16 protein-coding genes are annotated in these 24159 nt (G+C 66.8%); 10 read left to right on the top strand and 6 right to left on the bottom strand.

What is annotated here, in order from left to right:
- Positions 1-305: 305 nt before the first annotated feature.
- The gene (locus tag RTY13_RS13665; protein WP_312784191.1) at positions 306-3065 is read left to right on the top strand and encodes a TonB-dependent receptor domain-containing protein; all 2760 of its coding nucleotides are present in this window, start codon (positions 306-308) and stop codon (positions 3063-3065) included.
- A 143-nt stretch (positions 3066-3208) separates the two neighbouring features.
- Here RTY13_RS13665 and RTY13_RS13670 read toward each other — a convergent pair whose 3' ends face one another.
- The gene (locus tag RTY13_RS13670; RefSeq protein WP_312784192.1) at positions 3209-5530 is read right to left on the bottom strand and encodes a prolyl oligopeptidase family serine peptidase; all 2322 of its coding nucleotides are present in this window, start codon (positions 5528-5530) and stop codon (positions 3209-3211) included.
- A gap of 152 nt (positions 5531-5682) precedes the next feature.
- Between RTY13_RS13670 and RTY13_RS13675 the strand changes: the two genes are divergently transcribed.
- The 7 genes from RTY13_RS13675 to RTY13_RS13705 all read left to right on the top strand — a co-directional run bounded on the left by RTY13_RS13675 (position 5683) and on the right by RTY13_RS13705 (position 13500).
- Positions 5683-6711: an Ldh family oxidoreductase gene (locus tag RTY13_RS13675; protein WP_312784193.1), complete on the top strand. Its 1029-nt coding sequence runs from the start codon at positions 5683-5685 to the stop codon at positions 6709-6711.
- A 43-nt stretch (positions 6712-6754) separates the two neighbouring features.
- Positions 6755-8194 (top strand): aldehyde dehydrogenase family protein, encoded by a 1440-nt coding sequence (locus RTY13_RS13680; RefSeq protein WP_312784195.1) that lies wholly within the window; start codon positions 6755-6757, stop codon positions 8192-8194.
- Between the two features lie 75 nt (positions 8195-8269).
- Complete coding sequence (locus RTY13_RS13685; RefSeq protein WP_312784197.1) at positions 8270-9199, top strand: dihydrodipicolinate synthase family protein; 930 nt, start codon at positions 8270-8272, stop codon at positions 9197-9199.
- 11 nt (positions 9200-9210) lie between these two features.
- A complete protein-coding gene (locus tag RTY13_RS13690) occupies positions 9211-10209 on the top strand; it encodes a 4-hydroxyproline epimerase (RefSeq protein WP_312784199.1) in 999 nt (332 codons plus the stop codon).
- A gap of 78 nt (positions 10210-10287) precedes the next feature.
- Positions 10288-10992 (top strand): GntR family transcriptional regulator, encoded by a 705-nt coding sequence (locus tag RTY13_RS13695; RefSeq protein WP_312784200.1) that lies wholly within the window; start codon positions 10288-10290, stop codon positions 10990-10992.
- Between the two features lie 76 nt (positions 10993-11068).
- A complete protein-coding gene (locus tag RTY13_RS13700; protein ID WP_312784201.1) occupies positions 11069-12253 on the top strand; it encodes a Xaa-Pro peptidase family protein in 1185 nt (394 codons plus the stop codon).
- A complete protein-coding gene (locus tag RTY13_RS13705; RefSeq protein WP_312784202.1) occupies positions 12250-13500 on the top strand; it encodes an FAD-binding oxidoreductase in 1251 nt (416 codons plus the stop codon). The genes RTY13_RS13700 and RTY13_RS13705 overlap by 4 nt, the downstream gene beginning before the upstream one ends.
- A gap of 68 nt (positions 13501-13568) precedes the next feature.
- Here the strand turns inward: RTY13_RS13705 and RTY13_RS13710 are convergent, their stop codons facing one another.
- Both RTY13_RS13710 and RTY13_RS13715 read right to left on the bottom strand, forming a co-directional pair.
- Positions 13569-15362 (bottom strand): aminopeptidase P family protein, encoded by a 1794-nt coding sequence (locus tag RTY13_RS13710; RefSeq protein WP_312784203.1) that lies wholly within the window; start codon positions 15360-15362, stop codon positions 13569-13571.
- 32 nt (positions 15363-15394) lie between these two features.
- Entirely contained in the window at positions 15395-16444 is a 1050-nt protein-coding gene (locus RTY13_RS13715) for a proline racemase family protein (RefSeq protein ID WP_312784204.1), read from the bottom strand.
- A gap of 277 nt (positions 16445-16721) precedes the next feature.
- Here RTY13_RS13715 and RTY13_RS13720 point away from each other — a divergent pair, with 277 nt between their 5' ends.
- On the top strand, positions 16722-18074 hold the full coding sequence (locus tag RTY13_RS13720) for a peptide MFS transporter (protein WP_312784206.1): 1353 nt from the start codon (positions 16722-16724) through the stop codon (positions 18072-18074).
- 57 nt (positions 18075-18131) lie between these two features.
- On the opposite strand, the gene nagA is transcribed toward RTY13_RS13720, so the two are convergent.
- Genes nagA through RTY13_RS13735 form a run of 3 tightly spaced genes read right to left on the bottom strand, consistent with a single transcriptional unit; the run spans position 18132 to position 21072 of the window.
- Positions 18132-19301: an N-acetylglucosamine-6-phosphate deacetylase gene (nagA, locus tag RTY13_RS13725; protein WP_312784207.1), complete on the bottom strand. Its 1170-nt coding sequence runs from the start codon at positions 19299-19301 to the stop codon at positions 18132-18134.
- Positions 19301-20332, bottom strand: coding sequence for an SIS domain-containing protein (locus RTY13_RS13730; protein ID WP_312784208.1), 1032 nt, complete (start codon positions 20330-20332; stop codon positions 19301-19303). Before RTY13_RS13730 ends, nagA begins: the two co-directional genes overlap by 1 nt.
- Positions 20332-21072: a GntR family transcriptional regulator gene (locus RTY13_RS13735; RefSeq protein ID WP_312784209.1), complete on the bottom strand. Its 741-nt coding sequence runs from the start codon at positions 21070-21072 to the stop codon at positions 20332-20334. Before RTY13_RS13735 ends, RTY13_RS13730 begins: the two co-directional genes overlap by 1 nt.
- Positions 21073-21321: 249 nt before the next feature.
- Between RTY13_RS13735 and RTY13_RS13740 the strand changes: the two genes are divergently transcribed.
- A complete protein-coding gene (locus RTY13_RS13740) occupies positions 21322-24060 on the top strand; it encodes a TonB-dependent receptor (protein WP_312784211.1) in 2739 nt (912 codons plus the stop codon).
- Positions 24061-24159: the final 99 nt, after the last annotated feature.

Below are 24159 nucleotides of genomic sequence, written 5' to 3' on the forward strand. Positions count from 1 at the left end.
TCGAGGGCGCGCAGGGCGGGGCGGCGCAATCCTTGACGTCTCGACATTGAATGGAAAGCGCCAGCGATAACGCGGGTGGACAGAAGTAGTATATCGTATACATTATATCGCATTCAAAAATACTCTCAGGGGAGGGATGATTTATGAGTGCGATGAGTGGGCAGGCGGCTGCGGCCTCGGGTTGGAGAAAACGGGCGCTGATTGCGGGGGTCAGCCTGGGATCGCTGGCGGCGCCGATGGCCGTTCAGGCCCAAAGCAGGTCATCGACAGGACCCGAGGAAGTATCCCAGGTCGAGGAGGTCGTGGTGACTGGCTCGCGCCTGCAGCGGAGCGGTCTGGATGCGCCGACGCCGACCATGGCCATGACGGCCGAGACGATCGAGGCGAAGGGCATCACCAATATTGCTGAGATCCTGAACGAGATGCCTCAGGTGGCGACGGGCCTGTCCAACGCCAACACCAGCTACAGCTTCGGCAACATCGGCCTGAACCAGGTCAATCTGCGCAATCTCGGCGTTCGCCGCACCCTGACCCTGGTGGATGGCCGCCGCCGTGCGGGCACCCCCGACGATTCCAACTTCCTGGCCTTCGACCTCGGCAATATTCCAGCCGCCCTGGTGAAGCGGGTCGAGGTGCAGACGGGCGGCACCTCGGCGGTCTATGGCGCCGACGCCGTGGCCGGCGTGGTGAACCTGATCCTCAAGGATGACTTTGACGGCTTCGAGACGAACCTGCAGTACGGCTCGGACGAGGGCGGCGACTACGACACCCTGACCTATGGTCTGACGACGGGGGTCAACTACGATCGCGGCAATGCCGTTCTGCATGTCAGCCGCACCGAAAGCGCTGGCTTGACGCGCGGCGACCGGGGGCTGGGAACGCGCTATGCCTTCGTGTCCAATCCCGCCAATGCCGGCTCCACCGACGGCGTTCCGGCGCGCATTCCGATGCGGGATCTGCGCTTCGCCTATTTCGCTCTGGGCACGCCGACCGGCTACCTGCCATTTGGGCCGGGCGGCGCCTGGACGGATGTGATCTTCGATTCCGCTAGCCAGACCTTCCGCCCGTTGAAGGCGGGGGATCGCGGCGTGATCGACGGATCCTATTCCACCGACGAAGGCGGCAATCAGAACGCCGACACCCTGGTCGCGTCGCTGGAACGGACCAATGTCTACGCCAAGGCCGATTATCGCCTGAACGATCACCTCAAGGTCTTCAGCGAGGTCGTGTTCGCCGATATCACCGCCCGTGACCGCATCAGCGCCGTGTTCGACTCCTGGAGCACCAGCGTGTCGACCGACAATCCCTACATGCCGACCGCCGTGCGCGACGGCCTGATCGCGGCGGGCGAGAACTCCATGTACTACGCTCGCTCGCATGACGAGTTCGGCATGCGCGGCACGGATATGAACCGCAAATACTACAGCGTCGCTGCGGGGCTGGAGGGAGAGTTCGCCGACACATGGAAATGGTCGACGGTCTTCGAGTACGGCAAGTCGCAGACGTCCAACCGCAATCTGAACGACCGCATCGACGAGCGCTGGTTCGAGGCTTCGGACGCCATTCGCGATCCGCTGTCGGGCAATATCGTCTGCCGCAGCCTGGAAGCGCGGGCGCGCGGTTGCGTGCCGGTCAATATCTTTGGCCAGGGCACGATCTCGGCGGAAGCCGTCGACTATATCCGCGCCGACCACACCTCGACCACGGACACCAGCCAGACCTTGATTCAGGGTCTGATCGCGGGCGACCTGTTCCAGCTGCCGGCGGGCGCGGTGAAGGTGTCGGCGGGCGCTGAATACCGCAAGGACGAGATCGATTTCGCGCCCTCCTATGTGTGGGAGAAGGCGCTCGGCTTTTTCGCCAGCCAGTTCTCGCCCATCAAGGAAAGCAACGAGGTGCGCGAGGCCTTCGCCGAGATCCTGGCGCCCCTGGTCAAGGACAAACCCTTTGTCCATGCGCTGGAAGTCGAGGGCGCCTATCGCGTGTCGGACTATCAGCGCGCGGGCAGCGTCGAGTCCTGGAAGCTGGCCGGCTCCTGGGCGCCGATCCCCGACATTCGCTTCCGCCTGACCAAGGCGACGGCGGTGCGCGCGCCGTCGCTGGGCGAGATGTTCAACCCCGGCAGCCGCGGCGCCTCGGGTCTGAGCGATCCCTGCGATCCCAACCTGTTGGACAGCGGCACCGAAAACCGCCGCAAGAACTGCCTGGCTCTGGGTTTCGATCCGGTGACCTGGGACCCGAACACACGCCGCATGACGACCCTGGTGTTCAGCACCGGAAACCCGGATCTGGGCGTCGAGGAAGCCGACACCATGACGGTCGGCGCCGTGGTGCGGCCGCGCTTCCTGCCGGGATTCGCCTTCTCAACGGACTACTACAAGATCAAGCTCGACGGCGGCATCGCCCGTATCGGGGCCCAGCAGACGGTCGATAACTGCGTCGACCTGCCGTCCTTGGACAACCAGTTCTGCGGCATGCTGACCCGTCGCTCGGACGGCAACCTGTATGAGGTGCGCGACAGCTACATCAACGTGGCGTCCTTTGAGGTCGAGGGCGTTGATTTCGAGGCCACCTACCACGCCGAGGTCGCGGATCTGCTGCGTCGGGACGATGACCTGGGCCGCATCAGCCTGCAGGGCGTCGCCTCCTACCTGAAGCACAACATCTTCATCGACCGAGATGTGGCGACAGGGGACGAGACGGCCTTCGATTCGGCCGGAGAGGCGGGCAATCCCAAGCTCCGGGGCATGATCAACGCCACCTATTACAAGGGCGATGTCCAGGTGAACTGGTCGAGCCGCTATGTCGACGACACGGTCACGAGCAACACCGTGTTGAACCCGGCCGAGGACGTCGGCAGCTACTACAACATCCCGTCGATCTGGTATCACGACCTGTCGGTGGCGGTGGATACGCCGATGAACGTCCGCTTCACCGCCGGTGTCCGCAACGTGTTCAACGAAGGCCCGCGCGATCACCCCTTCACCGCTCGGGGCAACCTGGGGATGGACGATCTGATCGGTCGCTTCTTCTTCCTGGGGGCCAAGTGGCGCTTCGGGAACTAGGCCTTACCTGAAGGACGTCTGACGTCACGCAGGGGAGGGGGGCGGTCGATCGACCGCCCCCTTTCTTGTGTCCAGGGCGCTCCGCAGAGGGTAAGAAAAAGGCGGGCTGTGCGGCCCGCCTTCTCTTCTGGTCGTGTTGTCGCTTAGTCGAACGGCTTCATGGGATAGGCTGCAGGCGGGGTTTCGTGCAGCAGCTCTCGCACGAAGAAGTCCCAGCGACGGCGTTGATAATAGGGCACGGCGTCCAGGAAGTGGTCGGCGTTCGGCACCATCAGGAAGTCGAAGTCCTTGTTGGCCTTGATCAGGGCGTCGACCAGGCGCAGCGAGGCCAGGGGAGGCACGTTCTCATCCAACTCGCCGTGAGCGACGAACAGGCGGCCTTCCAGCTTCGGCGCCCAGGCGATGTTGGAGTTCTCATCGTAGAGCGGCCCCAGCTGGGCGCCCATCCACTGTTCGTTCCAGATGGCCTTGTCCAACCGATTGTCGTGATTGCCGGAGGCGCTGACGCCGACCTTGTAGAACTCGGGGTGGCGGGTCATGGCGCGCACCACGTCATAGCCGCCGGCCGAGAAGCCGTAGATCCCGACCCGTTCGGGGTCCATCCAGGGGTTGCGGGCCGCGACGGCGCGGATGCCGGCGATGTGGTCCTCCAGCCCGACGGCGTGCAGGTTCTTGTAGGCCGGCTGCTGGAAGGCGCGCGAGCGGCCCCAGGTCCCGCGACCGTCGATGGTCACGGCGATGGCTCCGAGTTGGGCGATCGAGTTGGCGTTGCGCCCGGTCATCGCCGCCTCGAAGGACTTGGGCGTCATCACATAGTGCGGCCCGGTGTAGATGTCCTCGATGATCGGATAGCGCTTGGAAGCGTCGAAGTCGGCAGGTTTGAACAGGGCGCCGTAGATCGGGGTCACGCCGTCGGCGGCCACGGTCTGGAACGGTTCGGGCAGACGATAGCCCGCCGCCAGATAGGCGCTGACGTCGGCCCGGCCCAGCTCCATGACGATGCGGCCGTCGCTGGCGCGGCGCAGGACCGAGCGTGTCGGCTGGTCGATCGCCGACATGTTGTCGACGAAGAAACGGCCGTCGGGCGAGACCGAGACGTCGTGGTCCAAGGCCTCGGGCGTCAGCAGGCGCGGCTGTCCGCCGGCCGACGGCGCCGAATAGAGATGACGAAGATAGGGGTCGCGGCCCGCCTCGCGCCCTGAGCCGACGACCAGGATGCGTTTGGTCCTGTGGTCTTCGCCCGCCACCGAGCGGGCGCGCCAGTCGCCCGAGGTGATCTGACGCCGCGCGCCGCTCTCGGCGTCGATGGCGTAGACATGGGCGAAGCCCTCGGGATCGGCGGTCCAGTAGTGGGTGTTCGACTTGTCGTCATAGGACCAGTGATGGCCGTAGTAGTCGACATAGGTGTCGGACCTGTCTTCCGTCAGCAGGCGGACCTGACCAGTCGCCGCCTCGATGCGGTTCAACTGCAGGGCGTCGTAGCCGCGTGTCGGCGTGCGCTCGAACACGGCGCGGCTGTCGGCGCTCCACTCGTAGTCGGGGCCGCCGTAATAGAGGACCGGTCGAGGCGGCGTCTGCATCGGGATGCGGCGCCCGCTCTCGACCTCGAAGAAGAGGCCTTCGACCATGGGCGTCTCGGCGTCGCCGGTCAGGGGGTAGAGGTAGTCGAAGACGCGCGGCGGCCCGCCGTCCCTGGGAGCCGACTGAACCAGGGACAGACGCCGGGCATGGTCGCGGTCGATGCGATAGGTGGCGATGTAGCGCGAGTCTGGCGACCACTGGACCTCGGGAGACATGGCGGGTTGGGGCACGCCCTGGCCCACCATGGTCTTCAAATTGATCAGGGGCGTGGCGTAGGGCGAGGCGGCGCCGTCCTGGGTCAGCTGCCGTTCGGCGCCGTCCGCCGTTGCGACGATGACCAGATCGCCGTCCCGCACCTCGGCGCGCCAGCGGCCGTCGGGCGAGACCACGCCCTTGGCCGCCTCGGCCACCGCCTCGACCGCGCCGGTGGCGGGGGCGAAGCGCCAGTTGCGACCGTCGTGGCTGAACTCCAGTCGCCGGGTCTTGGCGTCGAGCTTCAGCCCCTTGAGCTGCAGGTCCTTGCGCGCCAGCGGCTTGCCCGAGGCGGCGGCCAGGGCGGCCGTCAGGGCGTCGTGGTCGAACAGGGGGCGGGTCTGGCCCGAGGTCGGATCGACCAGCACATAGTCGCGCCCTTGCGCCGTGCGGCGCTCAAACCAGAACTCGGCGCCGTCGCCGATCCATTGCGGGCGCACGCTGAGACCGTAGATCAACTCGTCGACGTGCTGGGGCAGCACTGCTTCGGCGCGGGCGTAGACGGACGGCGACATGGCGGCGGGCGCAGCGACCTCGATCCCAGCCAGGGCGGGCGTGGCGAAGATCGGGGCGACGGCCAGGGGCGCGGCGCTGCTCATCAACAGCACGGCCAAGGCGGGTAGGCGCTTCATGAAGATTCCCCCTTAAAATCGGATACAGTATTCGATAATGGAGTGGTGAAGCCGATCGCCTCCGGCGTCAAGTCTGCGCTTTTTTCGTGGTCCTGATGCCTGCGTGGCGCGGCGATATTGCATGCGATCAATCGGGCATCCGGGAGTGTTCTGTGGGCGTGTTTGAAAATGAAGAGACGGTCGCACTGCCGATTCACGAGGTGTTCGCCCTCTCGTGTAGGGTGCTGACCGGGGCGGGGCTGTCGACGGCGCACGCCGAGGCCGTGGCTCGCGCCCTGACGGCGGGCGAGCGGGACGAATGCGCCTCGCACGGCCTTTATCGTCTGCCGGGCTGCGTCATGACCATGCGCTCGGGCAAGATGTCCCTGGACGCCGAGCCGGTGATCGAGGACGTCTCGCCCGCCCTGGTGCGGGCCGACGCAGGCCATGCCTATTCCCTGCTGGCCTTCGAGCGCGCCGCCCCCCTGCTGGTGGAGAAGGCCAAGGCGGTCGGGGTGGCGGCCCTGGTCATCAACAACTGCTTCCATTTTTCGGCCCTATGGCCGGAGATCGAGCATCTGACCGGGATGGGCGTGGCCGCCTTGGCCATGACGCCCAGCCATTCCTGGGTGGCTCCGGCGGGCGGAAAGCGGGGGCTGCTGGGCACCAATCCCATCGCCTTCGGCTGGCCGCGTCCGGGGGCGCAGCCCTATGTCTTCGACTTCGCCACCAGCGCCGTCGCGCGCGGGGACATGTCCCTGCACGACATCGCCGGAAAGCCCATCCCCGAGGGCTGGGGCGTTGACGCCGAGGGCCGCCCGACGACCAGCGCCCGCGCCGCGCTGGACGGGGCCATGTTGACCTTTGGCGGGCACAAGGGCTCGGCCCTGTCGACCATGATCGAGCTGATGGCGGGGCCGCTGATCGGCGACCTGACCAGCCGCGAATCCATGGCCTTTGACGACGGCACCAAGGCGGCGCCCATGCATGGCGAGCTGATTCTGGCCTTTGACCCCGCCATCATGGGCGGGGGCGACCCCGCAGCCAACGCCGCGCGGGCCGAGGCTCTGTTCTCCGCGTTCGCCGATCAGGGCGCGCGCCTGCCGTCTGAGCGCCGTTACGCCGCCCGCGCCCGCAGCCTGGAACGCGGCGTGCGGACGCCCAAGGTCCTCTACGACCAGATCCTGGCCCTGGGTCTTTGAGCCCGACGCCGGCCATTCTTCCTCCTATTCAGAGAACAATCCCATGACCGCTCCGATTGAACTGTCCCACTGGATCAACGGCGAGCGCCGAGGTTCTGGGAAGGTCGAGAGCCTGAATCCGTCGGACGTGCGCGAAATCGTGGCCGTTGCGCCGCAAGGCGGAACCGCTGAGGTCGACGCCGCCGTGGCTGCGGCCTCGGCGGCCTTCGACGGCTGGGCCAACGCCTCGCCCGAGATCCGCTCGGACGTGCTGGACCGCGCCGGAAGCCTGCTGATGGAGCGCCGCGAGACCGTCGGCCGCCTGCTGTCGCGCGAAGAGGGCAAGACGCTGGCCGAGGGCATTGGCGAGACGGCCCGCGCCGCCCGCATTCTGAAATACTTCGCCGGCGAGGCCTTGCGCCTGCATGGCCAGAACCTGGCCTCGACCCGTTCGGGCGTCGAGGTCCAGACCTATCGCCAACCGGTCGGTGTCTACGGCCTGATTACGCCGTGGAACTTTCCCATCGCCATCCCGGCCTGGAAGGCGGCGCCGGCCCTGGCCTTCGGCAATACGGTGGTGATGAAGCCGGCCAGCCACACCCCGGCCACGGCCGAGGCGCTGGTCGCCATCCTGCATGAAGCCGGCCTGCCCAAGGGCGTTCTGAATCTGGTCATCGGCGGCGGCCGCGTGGGCCAGGCCATCGTCGATCACAAGGACGTGGCGGGCGTCAGCTTCACCGGCTCGCAAGGCGTCGGGGCAGGGGTCGCGGCCGGGGCGGTCGCCCGTCAGGCGCGCGTGCAACTGGAGATGGGCGGCAAGAACCCGCTGATCGTGCTGGACGACGCCGATCTGGAGCGGGCGGTCAACATTGCGCTCGACGGCAGTTTCTTCGCCACTGGCCAGCGTTGCACGGCGTCCAGCCGTCTGATCGTGCAGGACGGCATCCATGACCGCTTCGTCGCCGCCCTGGCCGAGAAGGTCGCGGCCTTGCGCGTGGGTCACGCCCTCGATCCGAACACCCAGGTCGGCCCGGCGGTCAGCGAGGATCAGCGCGAGACCTCCTATCGCTATATGGAGCTCGCCGCCTTCGAGGGCGGGCAGGTCGTCGCCGGCGGCGAGCGCCTGACCCGGGAGACGCCGGGCTGGTACGTCCAGCCGACCCTGATCGCCGACACCGACCCGGCCATGCGGATCAACACTGAAGAAGTCTTCGGCCCCGTCGCCTCCACCATCCGGGTGAAGGACTACGAAGCGGCCCTGGAGATCGCCAACGGGACCGAGTTCGGCCTGTCGGCGGGCATCGTCACCCAGTCGATGAAATACGCCCGCGACTTCCAGCGCCGGGCCAGGGCGGGGATGACCATGGTCAACCTGGCCACCGCCGGGGTCGACTATCATGTGCCGTTCGGCGGCACGAAGGGCTCGTCCTATGGTCCGCGTGAGCAGGGCTTCGCCGCCGCCGACTTCTTCACCCTGACAAAGACCAGCTACAGCGCCGGATAGGCGGCTAATCGCTTGACTTCGTCGTTATTTGAATATCGTATACGAAAATAATTCTACCTTTAGGAGGAATGGCTTATGGCCAAGGCGAAGCTGGACTGGACCGGAGTCATCCCGGCGGCGACCACCCAATTCGACGAGGGGCTGGCGGTGGATCTGGACGCCACCCAGAAGGTGCTGGACGGCCTGATCAAGGACGGCGTCGACGGCATCATCGTCATGGGCACGGTCGGCGAGAACAACTCGCTGGAGCCCGAGGAAAAGCGCGCTGTCCTGAAGGCGGCGGTCGAGGTGGCCGCCGGTCGCGTGCCGATCATCACCGGGGTCAGCGAACTGACCACGCCGCGCGCCGAGGCCTACGCCCGGGACGCCGAGGCCATCGGCGTGGACGCCCTGATGGTCCTGCCGGCCATGGTCTACATGCCCACGGCCGAGGAGCTTGAGGCTCACTTCCGCGCCGTGGCGGCGGCCAGCGGCCTGCCCATCATGCTCTACAACAATCCGACCATGTACCGGATCGCGCTGACCAACGCCGACCTGAAGCGTCTGTCGGACGTGCCGAACATCGTGGCCCTGAAGGAAAGCGCGCCGGATTCGCGACGCATCACCGACATCATCAATGAACTGGGCGACCGCTATTCCGTCATGGTCGGCCTGGACGACGTGGCGCTGGAAGGTCTGGTGCTAGGCGCCAAGGGCTGGGTCTCGGGCCTGACCAACGCCTTCCCCGAGGAATCCGTGGCCCTGGTCAAGGCCGTCAAGGACGGCGATCTGGCCCGCGCGGTCGAGATCTATCGCTGGTTCATGCCGCTGCTGCACCTCGACGCCGTGTCGGACCTGGTGCAGTCGATCAAGCTGTCAGAGGCCATCATGGGCCGCGGGACCGAGCGAGTCCGCATGCCGCGCATGCCCTTGACGGGCGCGCGCCGGGCTGAAGTCATCGCCCTGGTCGAGAAGGCGGCGGCGACCCGTCCCGTCGGCTCGGGCAGGGCCCTCAAGCTCGTCTGATCGGAGCACGGATGCGCGACGTCTTCTTCTGCATCGACGGTCATACCGCCGGCAATCCGGTTCGTCTGGTCGCCGGCGGCGCGCCCCTGTTGTCAGGGGCCAGCATGGCCGAGCGACGGCTCGACTTCCTCGACCGCTACGATTGGATACGGACGTCGCTGTGCTTCGAGCCGCGCGGCCACGACATGATGAGCGGCGGGTTCCTGTACCCGCCGACCTTGCCCGACGCCGATGCGGGCATCCTCTTCATCGAGACCAGCGGTTGCCTGCCCATGTGCGGCCACGGGACCATCGGCATGATCACCTTCGGCCTGGAGCACGGTCTGATCCGGCCGCGCACCCCAGGACGGCTGAAGATCGAGGTCCCGGCGGGCGTTCTGGACATCGCCTATGAGACCGAGGGCGACCGCGTGACCTCGGTCCGTATCCGCAATGTGCCCGCCTATCTGGCCGCGGAAGGGATCGAGATCGAGGTTCCGGGCCTGGGGCCGTTGACGGTCGATGTCTCCTACGGCGGCAACTACTACGCCATCGTCGAGCCGCAAGGCGCCTACACCGGCCTGGATGATCTCGGCGCCAGCCGCATCATCGAGCTGAGCGGTCTGGTGCGCGAGCGCGTGTGCGCAGCCTTCCATCCCGTCCATCCCGACGAGCCGTCGATCAACGGCGTCAGCCATGTCCTGTGGGCCGATGTTCCGAAAGGCGAGGGGGCCGATGGGCGCAACGCCGTCTTCTATGGCGACAAGGCGATCGACCGTAGCCCCTGCGGCACCGGCACTTCGGCCCGGCTGGCCCATCTGCACGCCAAGGGGCGGTTGCAGGTCGGCGACGCCTTCGTCCATCAAAGCTACATCCGCAGCCGCTTCATCGGCCGGGTTGAGGCAGAGACGACAGTGGGCGGGCTCAGGGCGATCATTCCCTCCATTGAGGGCTCGGCGATGGCCACGGGATTCAACACCATCTGGGTGGATCGCCGGGACGCCTTCTGGAAGGGGTTCCAGGTCGTCTGACGCATTCCGCGTCGTAATTGCGGCCATCGCGCGCTATGGATGATCCGGGCGTCCGGCCCAGTCGACTCGATAGACCGCATGGCCGCATCCCCGCTTGAAGTCCGCACGCTTTCCGACCGCCTGATGGAAGTTGTGCGGGACATGATCCTGTCCGGCGCCATTGAGCCCGACGTGCCGATCCGGCAGGACGCTCTGGCGGCGGATTTGAACGTCTCGAAGATCCCGCTGCGCGAAGCCCTGGTCCGCCTGGAGCAGGACGGGCTGGTGGTGTCGCACGCCAACCGCGGCTTCTTCGTTCGCGGCATGAGCGCGAGCGAGGTCGAGGAAATCTACGAACTGCGTCTGAAGCTCGAACCCGACGCTGCGGCCCAGGCCTGCCTGGCGGCGGATGATGATCAGCGCGCCGCCGCCCAGCGCATCCTGACCGAACTGGACGCCGCCGCCGCCGCTCGCCTTCCTAGCGTCGGGCCGCTGAACCGCGCCTTCCACATGGCCCTGATCCAGCCCGGCGGACGGGTGCTGACGACCGAGATCACGGCGCGTCTGCATGTCATGGCCGATCGCTATGTGCGCAAACATCTCGAAGGCGCCGACCGCCACCTCACGGCCGAGGCTGAACATCACGAGATCATGCAGGCCTGGCTGAACCGTGACGCCAAGGCTGTCCGCCGCATGGTGGGGGCGCACCTGGAGCACACGCTGCGTGATCTGCGCGAGGAGTTCAGCATGAACTTCGTCGCGTCCAGTTCGGCGACGCCGGGTCGAGGCCGCAAGCGCGCCTAGCGGGGCGTCCCTTGCCGGGAGCCCCGAAGCATGAAAGAAGGACAGGCATAAATCAGATACGATATACGTTGCTGGCATGACCTTCTCCGCTCCCTTTGCCGCCCCCATCACCGCTGACGAACGGCGCTCCCGCATTCAGGCCATGGCCGAGCGATTGAGCGCGCAGGGGCTGTCGGCCCTGCTGCTGGGACCGACGACCTCGCTGCGCTATTTCACAGGTCTGGATTGGCACCCATCGGAACGCCTGACCGGCGCCCTGATCCATGCGGATGGACGCTTGGATTATGTCTGTCCTCGCTTCGAGCTGGACAAGATCGGCGGGCTGACTTCGGCGCCGAACGCGGTCGCGGGCGAGATCCTGACCTGGGAAGAGGAAGAAAGCCCCTATGCCCTGGCGGCGACCCGCGTGCCGTCGGACGGCAAGCTGGCGGTGGACGATCAGGCGGCGGCCTTCATCTGGCTGGGCCTGAGCAAGGCCCTGGGCGCGGATCGCCTGGTCGACGGCGGACCGCTGATCACAGCCCTGCGCAGCGTCAAATCCGCCGCCGAGATCGCCCTGCTGACGCGCGCCAAGGCCATCACCCTGGAGGTCCAGCGCCGCACCCGCCATTGGCTGAAGGCCGGGGTGCTGACGTCCGAGGTTAAGCGCTTCATCGACGCCGAACACCGCGCTCTGGGCGGCGAGGGCGGTTCCTGGTTCTGCCTGGTCTCGTTCGGCGACGACACCTGTCTGCCGCACGGCGGCGAGGGCGATCGCGCCTTGCAGGTCGATGACGTGGTGCTGATCGACACCGGCACCCTGGTCGACGGCTATCATTCAGACATCACCCGCACCTATGTCTTCGGCAAACCAACCGAGGCTTTCCGCCGGGTCTGGGAGCACGAAAAAAAGGCTCAGGCCCTGGCCTTCGAAGCGGCGCGGATCGGCGCTCCGTGTGAGAGCGTAGACGCTGGCGCGCGCGACTATCTGACCGGTCTCGGTTACGGGCCTGACTATCGTCTGCCGGGTCTGCCGGGTCTGCCGCACCGCACCGGTCACGGCATCGGCCTGGACATCCACGAGGCGCCCAATCTCGTGCGCGGCGACACCACGTTGCTTCAGCCCGGCATGTGCTTCTCCAACGAGCCCATGCTGGTCATTCCGGGCCAGTTCGGCGTCCGTCTGGAAGACCACTTCTACATGAGCGAGGCGGGGCCGGTCTGGTTCACCCAGCCGTCGCACAGCCTGGACGATCCCTTCGGCGAGGGCGCCGCCGCGTGACGACGCTTCAGCGTTGGGCGGTGGTCGGCGGCGGTCTGGTCGGCGCGGCCATCGCCCTGAGGCTTCAGGCGGCGGGGTTCGAGGTGGTTCTGATTGACCGAGGCGATCCCCGGCGCGGGGCTTCCTTCGGCAATATCGGCCATATCGCCGCCGAACAGTGCGAGCCCATGCCGTCGCCCGCCACGCTGAAGAGCGCGGCCGGGCGGTTGTTCGGTTGGGGCGGGCCGCTGGATTTCCGGGCGCGCGACGTCGGCATGTGGGGACCCTGGGCCTTACGCTTCCTGGCCGCTTCGCGGCCCGCTGCGGCGGCGCGGGGGGCGGAGACGCTGGCGCATCTGTTGCAAGACCCTCTGGGGGCATGGGCGCGGCTGGCCGCCCTGGCCGAGGGGGCCGACGACCTGATCCGCCCGACCGGCCACGCCGTCGTCTGGTCGACGCCGGAGGCGGCGCGGCGGGGCCTGCATGCCTGGCGCGGCGCGCGTACCGGAAGCGCGACCTTCCGGCCGATGGAGGCGGACGACCTGGCCGCCTACGACGGCGTTCTGGCCGCACGTCCGGCTGGCGGCATCCGTTTCAGCGGCACGGGGCAGGTCAGCGAACCGCAGAAGGTGCGCGACGCCCTGTTGAGCGGCTTCCAGCGGTTGGGCGGGCGTGTGATCCATGCCGAGGTTTCAGCCGTGCGGCCCGCGGCCGAAGCCGCCGAGGTCGTGTTGGCGGACGGTTCGGTTGTGGACGCGGGCAAGGTCGTGGTCGCTGCCGGAGCCTGGTCGGCGCGCCTGATAGCGCCGCTGGGCCTGCGTGTCCCGCTGATTGGAGAGCGGGGCTATTCGGTGCAGTCGGCGGAACATGCCTGGCCCGACGACCTGCCCCTGACCGTGTTCGAGGACCGCGCCTTGGCCGTCGCGCGCTTCAACGGCGGCCTGCGCGCCTCCAGCCACGTCGAGTTCGGCGATCCGTCCGCCAAGCCGGACCCGCGCAAGTGGCGTCACATTGAGGCGCATCTGAAGGCTCTGGGCGTCGCCTTCTCCGACGCGCCTGACCGCTGGTGCGGGCCGCGCCCGACGCTGGCGGACTATCTGCCGGCTATCGGGCGGCTTCAGGCCCATCCGGCGATCCACTACGCCTTCGGCCATCAGCATCTGGGCCTGACGCTCGCGGCCTCCACGGCCGAATGGCTGGAGCAGATGGCGCTGGGCCGACCGGCTCCGGCCTGGCTGGATGCTCTACGGATCGAGCGGTTCCGCTGAACCCCTGATAGCGAAACGGCTCCGCCAGAGGCGGAGCCGGAACGGGAGGCAGTCGAACTGGGCGGCGGCTAGAGCGGCGCCGTATTGGCGATCAGCCAGTCCTTCGCTAACGGATCGGCGATCAGGTCGGCCAACTCCGACCGCACCCGCGCATGATAGCCATCGACCCAGGCGCGCTCCTGCTCGGTCAGCAGTTCGAGGTCGATCAGGCGGCGGTCCAGCGGAACCAGGGTCATGTCGCGCAGCCGGATGAAGCCGTCGCCGTCCTCGACCACTTCGCACAGGTTTTCGATGCGGATGCCGTAGCGCCCGGCTTCGTAGTAGCCCGGCTCATTGGTCAGGGTCATGCCCGCGGTGATCGACGTCATGACTGGGTCCTTGCCGATCCGCTGCGGGTGTTCATGCACCGACAGGAAGTGGCCGACGCCGTGACCCGTGCCGTGGTCATAATCGAGCCCGTGCGCCCACAGGGCCTCGCGCGCGAATGCATCGATCTGATAGCCGCGCGTGCCGTCCGGGAAGCGCAGGGTCGCCAACCGGATATGGCCCTTCAGCACCAGGGTATAGTGCTTGCGCCAGATGGCGGACGGGGCGTCGAAACAGACGGTGCGCGTCGTGTCGGTGGTGCCGTCCAGATACTGCCCGCCGGAATCGATCAGGAACAGGCTGTCGCGCTGGATCATCGCGCCGCCGTCGGCCGGGGCGTTGTAGTGGCACATGGCGCCATTGGCGTCGGCGCCGGCGATGGTGCGGAAGCTGGGGCTGACGAAATGCTCCAGTTCGCGGCGATAGCGGAGGATTTCCTCCTCCGCTTCCAGTTCCGAGATCGGCGCCGAGGCGACCTTGGCGTCCAGCCAGGCGAGGAAGCGGACCCAGGCGATGCTGTCGCGTTTCGACGCCGCGCGCAGACCGGCCAGTTCGACCGGGTTCTTGACCGCCTTGAGGGCGGTCAGGGGGTCGGGCTCGATGAGGACGACCGCCCCGGCCTCGCGCGCGGCTGTCGCCGCACCGACCGGCGAGAACTTGGGATCCATCGAGACCCGATCGCCGCCCTTCAGGCGTTGGCTCAGGCGTTCGAGGAAGGCCGAGGGCTCATGAAGCGTCACGCCCTCCAGTTCGAACGCCGCGCCATCATTGCCCAGCTTGCGGGCGTCGACGAACAGGTCGACCGCGCCGGTCGCGTCGACCAGCATGAAGGCCTGGACGATGGGGTTGTCGGGCACCTCGTCGCCGCGCCAGTTGAGCAACCAGGCGATGTTGTCCGTCTGGGTCTCGACCAGGAGATCGGTGCGCGCCGTGCTCAGGCGTTCGGCCAGGCGGTGTCGCTTGACCAGAGAGGTCTCGCCCGAGCGGGCGGCGGGGAAGGGGAAGGCCGGCTTGATCGGGGTGTCGGGCCGATCGCTCCAGGCGCGGTCGATCGGGTTGGGCGATATCGCGCGCAGCGAGGCGCCCTGCTCGATGATCGTCGGCTCGATCTGCGCATGGACGATGGGATTGAGGATCATCGGGTCATAGCCGTAAACCTCGCCCTTGGCGGCGGTCCGGGCCAGCCAGCGCTCGACCGGCTCGTCATAGAGGTGCTTCAGTTCGAAATGAGCGGTCGAGACTTCGGCTGCGGCCTGGACCGTGTAGCGGCCGTCCACGAAGACAGCGGCGCGATCCAGGGTGACGACCGCCAGACCCCAGGTGCCGGAAAAGCCCGTGGCCCAGGCCAGGCGCTCGTCGGCGATCACGACGTATTCCGACTGGTGGGCATCCCAGCGCGGGATGATGAAGCCGTCGAGGTCGTTCCGGGCCATTTCGGCGCGAAGGCTGTCCAGCCGCGCGGGCGTCCAGCCGGCGGCGATCTGCAGTCTATCCATTGAGTGTCCTTGAGGGTAATGCGCGAGGGCGGTCAGGCCGACAGGAAGTCGCCGAAGCGGGCGGGCAGCATGAAGCCTTGGGCGAAGGGGTCCTGGGTCTCGAGGATCAGTTCGGAGCGCGCCATGTAGTAGGCGCGGCCCGAGACAGCGGCGATGACGCCGCGCTCGGTCGGCCGGGCGACGGCGCCGTCGAAGGCCTGTCCCGAGGCCCCGGCGAAGGCGATGCTGTCGCCCGGCGCGATCTGGCCGCGCGCATGGGCGACGGCGAGGCGGGCCGAGACGCCGCTGCCGGTGGGGCTGCGGTCGATCTGGGCCTCGCCGAACCAGCAGAGATTATGCGTCAGCTGGCCCGGCGTGACATGGTCGCCGTCGGTCAGGATGGCGCCGTAGAGGAAGGAGAGGTCCGGCTCTTGCGGGTGGCGGAAGCTGCGCGTCGCGCGCAGTTCGGCCACCAGCTTGCCGGCGGCGTCGACCAACTGTTCCAGCGGCGTCTGATGAAAATCGAGACCGAGCCGGCTACTGGGCAGGATGGCGTAGAAGGCGCCGCCATAGCCGACGTCGAATTGGACGTGGCCGAAGCCTTCCAGTTCGAGGCTGTCGTCCAGCGACAGCGCGAAGGATTCGACGCTTTCGAACCGCACCGAGGGCGCCGCCGCCGGATCGGCGTCGGGCGTCACTTCGATGGCCACCGGGCCGCAGGGGCATTCCAGTGTGAAGCGGGTCTGGCTCCGACCCTGAAGGCGGGCCTGGTCATAGAGCAAGCGGCCCAGGGCGACGGTCGCGTGGCCACACATCGTCGAATAGCCCGATACATGGGTGAAGAGCACGGCGGCGTCATAGGCGGGGTCGCTCGGCGGAACCAGGATGGCCCCATACATGTCGGCGTGACCGCGCGGCTCCAGCATCATGGCGCGCCGTAAGTGATCGAACCGCTCCCCCATGGCGCGGCGCTTTTCGAGGATGGTTTCACCAGGGAGGCCCAATAGAGTCGCGTCGTAGATGCGGACCGGCTCCCCCGCCGTATGCATGTCGATGACGGAGAGGCGGTCCGCCTTCAGTTCCAAGTCGTTGATGCTGACCACTTGCGGCTCCCTCTGATGGCGTTTGCCATATCAGATACCGTATACTATGTGGTTGTGTATAGCCTCAAGGCTTGACGTGGAACGTCGGTGGGGTGGCGGCCTGCGTCCGAAACGTCTGCGTTATTCTGGAGGGGATAATGAAGCACTCGTCGGCCCTGATTGGGGCGTCCAGCCTCGCGCCGGAGGTCTCGTCGTGAGCGCGGATATCAGTGCGTCCGCCGAAGACGGCGGCGCGCGGACGGAGCCTTCCCTTGCTCTTGGCGTTTCGACGCGGCGGTTGTTCGGTCACCCCGTGGGCCTTTGGTATCTGGCCTTCGCCGAGGCGTGGGAGCGTTTTTCCTACTACGGCATGCAGACCCTGCTGGTCCTCTACATGGTCAGCCAACTGCTTCAGCCGGGTCATGTCGAGAATGTCGCCGGGTTCGCTCAATTCCGCGCCGTGGTCGAAGGCGTCTATGGCCCCCTTTCGACCCAGGGCCTCGCTTCGGCGATCTTCGGAATCTACACTGGTCTCGTCTATCTGACGCCGGTTTTGGGCGGGCTGATCGCCGACCGCTGGCTGGGGCGGACCCGAACGATCCTGCTGGGCGGGACGCTGATGACGATCGGCCACTTTCTGATGGCGTTCGACGCGTCCTTCTTTTGGGCCTTGCTGTGCCTGGCGATCGGAACGGGTTGTTTCAAAGGCAATATCGCCGTCCAGGTAGGCAGCCTGTACGCGCCCGAGGACAACGCCCGCGCCGACGCCTTCCAGATCTTCTACCTGGGCATCAGCGCCGGGGTGATTGCTTCGCCCCTGGTCTGCGGCACTCTGGGCGAGGTCTACGGCTGGCACTATGGTTTTACGGCGGCGGGCATCGGCATGGCGGCGGGGGTGGGTATCTATCTGGCCGGGGCGCGCTTTCTCCCCGTCGATCCGCCGATCGTCAGAAGGACGCAGGAAACCCGGGTCCGCTTGTCCAGGGCGGACTGGCGCATCCTAGCCCTTCTGTTGGCCATGCTGCCGGTTCTGGCTTTGGCGCTGCTGGGCAACCAGCAGATTTTCAACGCCTATATGGTCTGGGCCCAGAGCAGCTTCGACTTCTCCCTGTTGGGGCGCACCATGCCGACCAGCTGGCTCATCACCTTTGATGCGGCCGCCTCTGTGGCGATGCTGGCTCTGTCGGTCCTGTTCTGGCGCCTGTGGTCGCGGCGTTTCCCCGAGCCTGACGAGATCACCAAGCTGGTCGTCGGCGCGGTTCTGACGGTGCTGGCCTTCCTGGTGTTGGCGACAGGAGCGGCGCAAGCCGACGAAGGGGCCAGGATCAGCCTGTGGTGGGCCGTCGCCTTTCACGTCATCAACAGCATCGGCTTTGCGCATCTCGTGCCGGTCGCCCTGGCCCTCTATGTCCGCATGGCGCCCAAGGCGATCGGAGCGACCATTGTCGGGGTCTTCTATCTGCACCTCTTCGTGGCGAACAACCTGGTGGGCTGGGCCGGCACACGTCTGGAAGCCATGAGCGCCGATCGTTTCTGGCTGGCGCACGCCGTCGTGGCGGGCGTCAGCGCCCTGATCCTGTTCGGGCTGCAGTGGCCGATCAAACGGGCGATGGCGAAGACTGCGGCGGAGCCTTGGCGGCCGGATGTCTAAGGCTTTGGAATGAGTTTGGTTCAGGCGGCGCAGGCTGTAGCAGGGCGGCGCCAAGCGTCAGGCATGATGCGTCGGATGCCCGTCGATCCAGGTCTCGATGACGTTCAGCCCGTCGCCCAGGCGCGCGAGATCGGCAGCATAGCCGGGCGCTATTCGGCCGCGTTCTCGCTCCAGCCCCAGGAAGGCCGCGGGCGCGCCGGAGGCCATCATGGCGGCGGTCGGCAGGTCCAGGCCCAGCAGGTCGCGGGCGTTGCGGACGGCGGCGGCCATATCGAGATCCGACCCCGCCAGCACGCCGCGTTCGTCCAGACAGGCGCCGTCCTTCACCGAAATGCGGCGGCCCTGCAGATAGAAGTGGTCGTCTCCGTCGCCGAGATGGGGGGCGTTGACGCTGGGCATGGCGTCGGTGACCAGCATGAAACGGTCAGCCGGGCGGCAGCGCAGGGCCAGTTTCAGCACCACCGGATCGACGTGGTGGCCGTCGATGATGATCCCGCACCAGGCGCGGGTGTCCTCTAAGGCGGCTCCGACCACGCCAGGCTCGCGACTGGTCAGCGGCGACATGGCGTTGAACAGATGGGTGAAGCCGGTCACGCCCGCGTCCAGCGCGGCGCGCATGGCGGCGTAATCGGCGTCGGAATGGCCCGCCGCGACCACGACGCCGCCCGCAACCAGGGCCGCGATCATGTCCGGCGTGGTCATTTCCGGGGCCAGGGTGATCAGGGTGCGGCCGGTCTTCATTCGCGTCAGAAGACGCACGGCTTCGAGGTCCAGGGTGCGGAACTTGGCCGGATCGTGGATGCCCTTGCGGGCCACGTTCAGAAAGGGACCTTCGATGTGGATGCCCAGGACGCCGGGCACGCCTTCAAGCATGGCCTGTTCCACCGCGTCGATGGCCCGATCAATGACCGACAGGTCGTCGCTGATCAGGGTGGGCAGGAAGCCGGTGGTGCCGAAGCGCCGATGAGCGGCGCCGATGCGGGCGATGGTCTCCACTGTGGGGGCGTCGTTGAACAGGACGCCGCCGCCGCCGTTGACCTGGGTGTCGATGTAGCCGGCGACCAGGCGGTCGCCGTTCAGGTCGCGAGTCTGGGCTTCAGGGAAGGCCGCGCGGATGACGTCTTTCGGACCGACGGCGGCGATCCTTGCATTGTCGATGACCACGGCGAAGTCATCGCGGAACCCGTCGTCGGTCAGGATCGGCCCATTGTGCAGCAGGGTGGGCATCAAACGGTCTCGGTCACCTTGTTGAGGTAGGGCGGACGGTCGGGGTCGAAGCCGCGCGCCACGGACAGGGCGGCGGCCAGGCGATAGAAGCTCTGGATCAGCAGAATCGGTTCCAGCGCCGGGTGAGCGCTGATGGTCGGCAGGGCGGTGACGCCAGGCGCGCTCGTGGCGCCGGCGAAGAAGACCTGGGCGCCGCGCCGGGCGAAGTCGGCCGCCAGAGTCTCGGCGTCGTCGTAGGTCGCGTCCGACTGCGGCAGCAGCAGGACCGGGAAGCCGGTCTTGACCAGGGCCATGGGGCCGTGACGGACCTCGGCGGTCGAGAAGGCCTCGGCGTGCAGGCCGCAGGTCTCCTTGAGCTTCAGCGCCGCCTCGCGGGCCACGCCGAACCCGACGCCGCGTCCGACGACATAGAGGTTGGTCGCGTCGACAAGAGCGGGCAGGGCGGCGGACCAGTCCTGGGTCCAGGCGGCGTCCAGTTGCTGGGGCAGAAGGTCGAGGGCGGCGGACAGGTCGGCGTCGCCGCTCCAGTTCGCCACCAGGTGAGCGAAGGCGCTGAGGCTGGCGATGAAGCTCTTGGTGGCGGCCACCGACAGTTCCGGACCGGCGCGCAGGGGAATGGTCAGGTCCGCCACCTGGCTGAGGGGCGAGTCTTCGACATTGACCAGGGCGACGACAAAGGCGCCGCCCGCGCGGGCGCCGGCTGCGGCGGCGACCAGATCGGGGCTCTTGCCCGACTGCGACACGGCCAGGCACAGGCCGTCCGGCACATGGGGCGCGCGGCCATAGACCGAACTGACGGCCAGGGGCATGGGGCTGGTCATGACCCCGACCTCGGTTTCGATCAGATAGCGGGCGAAGACGCCGGCGTTGTCGGAGCTGCCGCGACCGCAGATGAGGGTGGCGCTGGGCGGATGCATGCGCAGCCGCTTGGCCGCCTGGGCCACGACACCGGCGTTGGCGGCCAGTTGGGCGGCGACGAGCCGGCCCGAGGCGGCGGCCTCGGCGAACATCTGGGTATCTTCGGCGCGCATCAGGCAGGTCCGTCGTTCAGTTCGGCGACGAAGTCGTAGGCGTCCCCGCGATAATAGGATTGGGTCACTTCCACCGGCTCGCCGTTGTGGAAGGCGCGCCGCTCGATCAGCAGGCCCGGCGCGCCGGGGGTTATGCCCAGAAGTTCACATTGTTCGGCGTTGAACAGGACGGCGCGCAGGCGCTGCAGGGCGCGGTTCGGCCTGTGCCCGCTGACGGCCAGGGCCTGATAAAGCGAGGTTGTCACAGCTTCGAGGCTGGACAGGCAGGAGGCGGGCACCGTCGAATACTCCAGCGCCATCGGCGCCCCGTCGGCATAGCGGATACGGTGGAAGCGATAGACCGGCGCGCCGGGGCTGAGGCCCAGAGTCAGGGATTCTTCGGGCGTCACCGTGCCCTCGCTGCGGCTCAGCCACGAACTGGTGGCCTTGCGCCCGCGCGCCGCCATGTCCTCGGAAAAGGAGGTCAGCTTGGAGAAGCTCTTCTCCACGCGGGCGGCGACGAAGGTGCCGGCGCCCTGACGCCGCGTCAGGAGCCCCTCGGCCACCAGCCCGTCGAAGGCCTTGCGAATGGTGATGCGCGACACCGACAGCTCATTGGCCAGGTCCCGTTCGGGCGGCAGGGCGTCGTCGGGCTTCAGCGTGCGGCGCTCGATGGCCTGGCGCACAGCCTGTTGCAGCTGTTGATACAGGGGCGCAGGCCTCTGGGCGTCCAGCGATCCTATGGCTTCAAGAAACGGCATGGCGTCCTCCCCCAGAGTGCGTCCCAACGCCCTTATCTGAACTCATGTTATGCAACCAATCAAGGACCAATATGAAGAAAGTTTAGGCCCAATGTGAAATTTGGTCTTGCGGGATGCGACGCTTTGGTGAAACTCTGCCTCCAATTCCCATGTTCTCTCGATCTGGTCGAAAGAGGGGCGGGCCATATTGGTCTTGAATTGGGTAGGTCGGACCTGCGGGGGCAGGTCACTGGAGGGGAGTCCAGCGCTATGAATATCCGTCACGCCTTGCTTGCCGGCTCTGTCAGCGCCCTGGCGCTGGTCGCCGGCGCCGCCGTTGCCCAGGATGCGCCGACCACTCAGGTCGATGAAGTCATCGTCACGGGCATCCGCGCCTCGCTGCAGCAGTCGATCACGACCAAGCGCAACGCCAACGCCATCGTGGACGTGGTCACGGCCGAGGATGTGGGCAAGTTCCCCAGCTCGAACGTGGCCGAAGCCATCACCATCATTCCCGGCGTCACCGTCGATCGCGCCTTCGGTCAGGGTGAGAAGGTCTCGATCTTGGGCACTGACCCGGCGCTGAACCGCACCTTGCTGAACGGACAGACGGTCGCCTCGGCGGACTGGTTCATCCTCGATCAGCCGGGGCGGACCTTCAACTACGCCCTGCTGGCCCCGCAGATCGTCGGCAAGGTCGAGGTCTACAAGTCGCCGGAAGCCCGCGTCGACGAAGGCTCTATCGGCGGCACGGTCGATGTCTCGACCCGTCGGCCGCTGGACCTGGGCCGTCACACCCTCTCAGGCGCAGTCACCTATCTCTACAATGACCGCTCCGAGAGCGGTGACGCCCAACTGTCGGTGCTGGGTGGCTGGCGCAATGAGGATCGCACCTTCGGCGTCCTGATCTCGGCTCAGCGCGCCGCCGACGACCTGCGTCGCGACGGCCTGGAAGCCTATGGCACCATTCCGGCCAGCTACTACGCGGGCGGCAATGCCGAGAATCCTGGCGGCAACTCGATCGCCAACGGCAACTGCGTCGGGGCCTGCGCCACGACGCTGCTGGCCAATCCCAATGCCAAGGGACTGAACGCCTTCGGCACCCACTTCTTCGAGCAGGGCCGCGAGCGCAACAGCTACACGGTCGCCGCTCAGTGGCGTCCGAACGACAACCTGGACCTGAACTTCGACTGGCTGCGCATCGACGCCACCTACGACAATATCAACCAGGCCCTGTTCGCTTTCCAGGGCAACACCTGGAACAGCCTGGGCGCCCTGACAGGCGTTCAGGTCGATGACGGCGTCATCACCAAGGCTTCGTTCAAGAACGCCCTGAGCGTGCTGGACATCCAGTATCGCGAGGCGGCCATGACCTCGGACAGCTACCACCTCGATGGCAAGTACACGGGCGACGGCTGGGACCTGTCGGGCGACATCGGCTACACCAAGGCCGACGGCGGCACCCAGCGCCAGTTGTTCGGCGAGTTCCTGAACTGGGCCGACTACACGGTCGACTTCACCGGCGCGCCCGGGTCGCCCGGCGTCCTGACCTACGCCAACGGCAATGTCCTGAACGATGCGTCGAAGTTCTCGTTCGACGGCGGTTGGGGCGGAGGCGATCCGGCGGTCGGCCCGACAGGATACAACGCCGGCTGGGGCGGCAACATCGTCTCCAAGCCGACCATGGACGAAGAGAGCTACGCCCAGGCCGATCTCGGCTTCGACCGCAACGGCTTCTTCAGCCGGCTCCAGTTCGGCTACAAATACCGCAAGCACGAGACCGATCAGAAGATGTCGGGCGTGACGGTTCAGATCTATGGCGCGCCCGACAGCGCCTCAATGTTCAACCCCAGCCAGGTGCCGGGCAATTATCTGGACGGCTTTGACGGCGCCAATGATCAGATGAAGGGGCGTTTCCGCATCGATGGCCGGGCGCTCGCTGACTACATCGAAGCGGGCGAGTATCTGCGGCCCTGGCAGGCCAAGCCGGTGCCGACCGTCTTTGGCAACGCGGAGTTCACCGCCCAGAACTGGAATGTCCAGGAGACGATCAACGCCCTCTATGGTCAGGCGAATTTCGAGAACGACCGCGTCCGCGGCAATATCGGCCTGCGCTATGTCCGCACTGAGTCGGATAGCGGCGGCTACGTCTGCGTGAACCAGACCGCCAGCGGCTGCGGCGTTACGGCGGCGGACTGGGAGTGGAGCGTCCGGAGCAAGAAGTACGACGACTTCCTGCCCAGCCTGAACCTGGCCATCAATGCGAGCGACGATCTCATCATTCGACTGGCCGCGGCCAAGGTCATCGCCCGTCCTAACTATGCGGACATGTCCAACTACTTCTGGCTGTCGGATCAGATCCTGACCGGCGGGGGAGGGAACCCGGATCTGGACCCCTACAAGTCCACCAACCTGAACGCGGCGGCCGAATGGTATTTCGCACCTGACGCCATCCTGTCGGGTGAAATCTTCTACAAGAAGATCGACAACTACATCCTGCAGGCGACCGCGCCGGAAACCCACTTCAACCAGGCGCAGAACAAGCAGACCACCTATCAGATCAGCCGTCCGACCAATGCGGGTTCGGCGGATCTGAAGGGGGCGACCTTCGCCTATCAGCAGAACTACGCCTATGGCCTGGGTCTGCTGGCCAACTACACCTATGTCGACGGCAGCGCCGACAACGGTCAGGACCTGCCTTTCAATTCGAAGCACCAGGTCAACATCAGTCCCTTCTTCGAGGCTGGCGCCTTCTCGGCGCGCATGACCTACACCTGGCGGTCGAAATATTTCACCGGCGTGGATCGCGGCGACAACATGTATGTCCGCGCCTACACGGGCCTCGACGCCACGGCGGCCTATGCCTTCACCGATCGGGTCAGTCTGACGGTGTCGGGTCAGAACCTGCTCGACAGCGAATACTACGCCTACGCCAATACGGTCAGCCTGCCGCGCGGCGTCTATCGCACCGGTCGCAAGCTGATGGCGACGCTGAGCGTCGAGTTCTAGGACGCCGCGATCAGGGGGCGGCGTTCGTCGCCCCCTGTTCCGCCTATCGCCAAGGCCCTCTCCTGAGGCCAGACTGGCGCGGGGCGTCACCGTCCCGCG

Source organism: Brevundimonas sp. (assembly GCF_032055285.1).
Lineage (GTDB): Bacteria > Pseudomonadota > Alphaproteobacteria > Caulobacterales > Caulobacteraceae > Brevundimonas.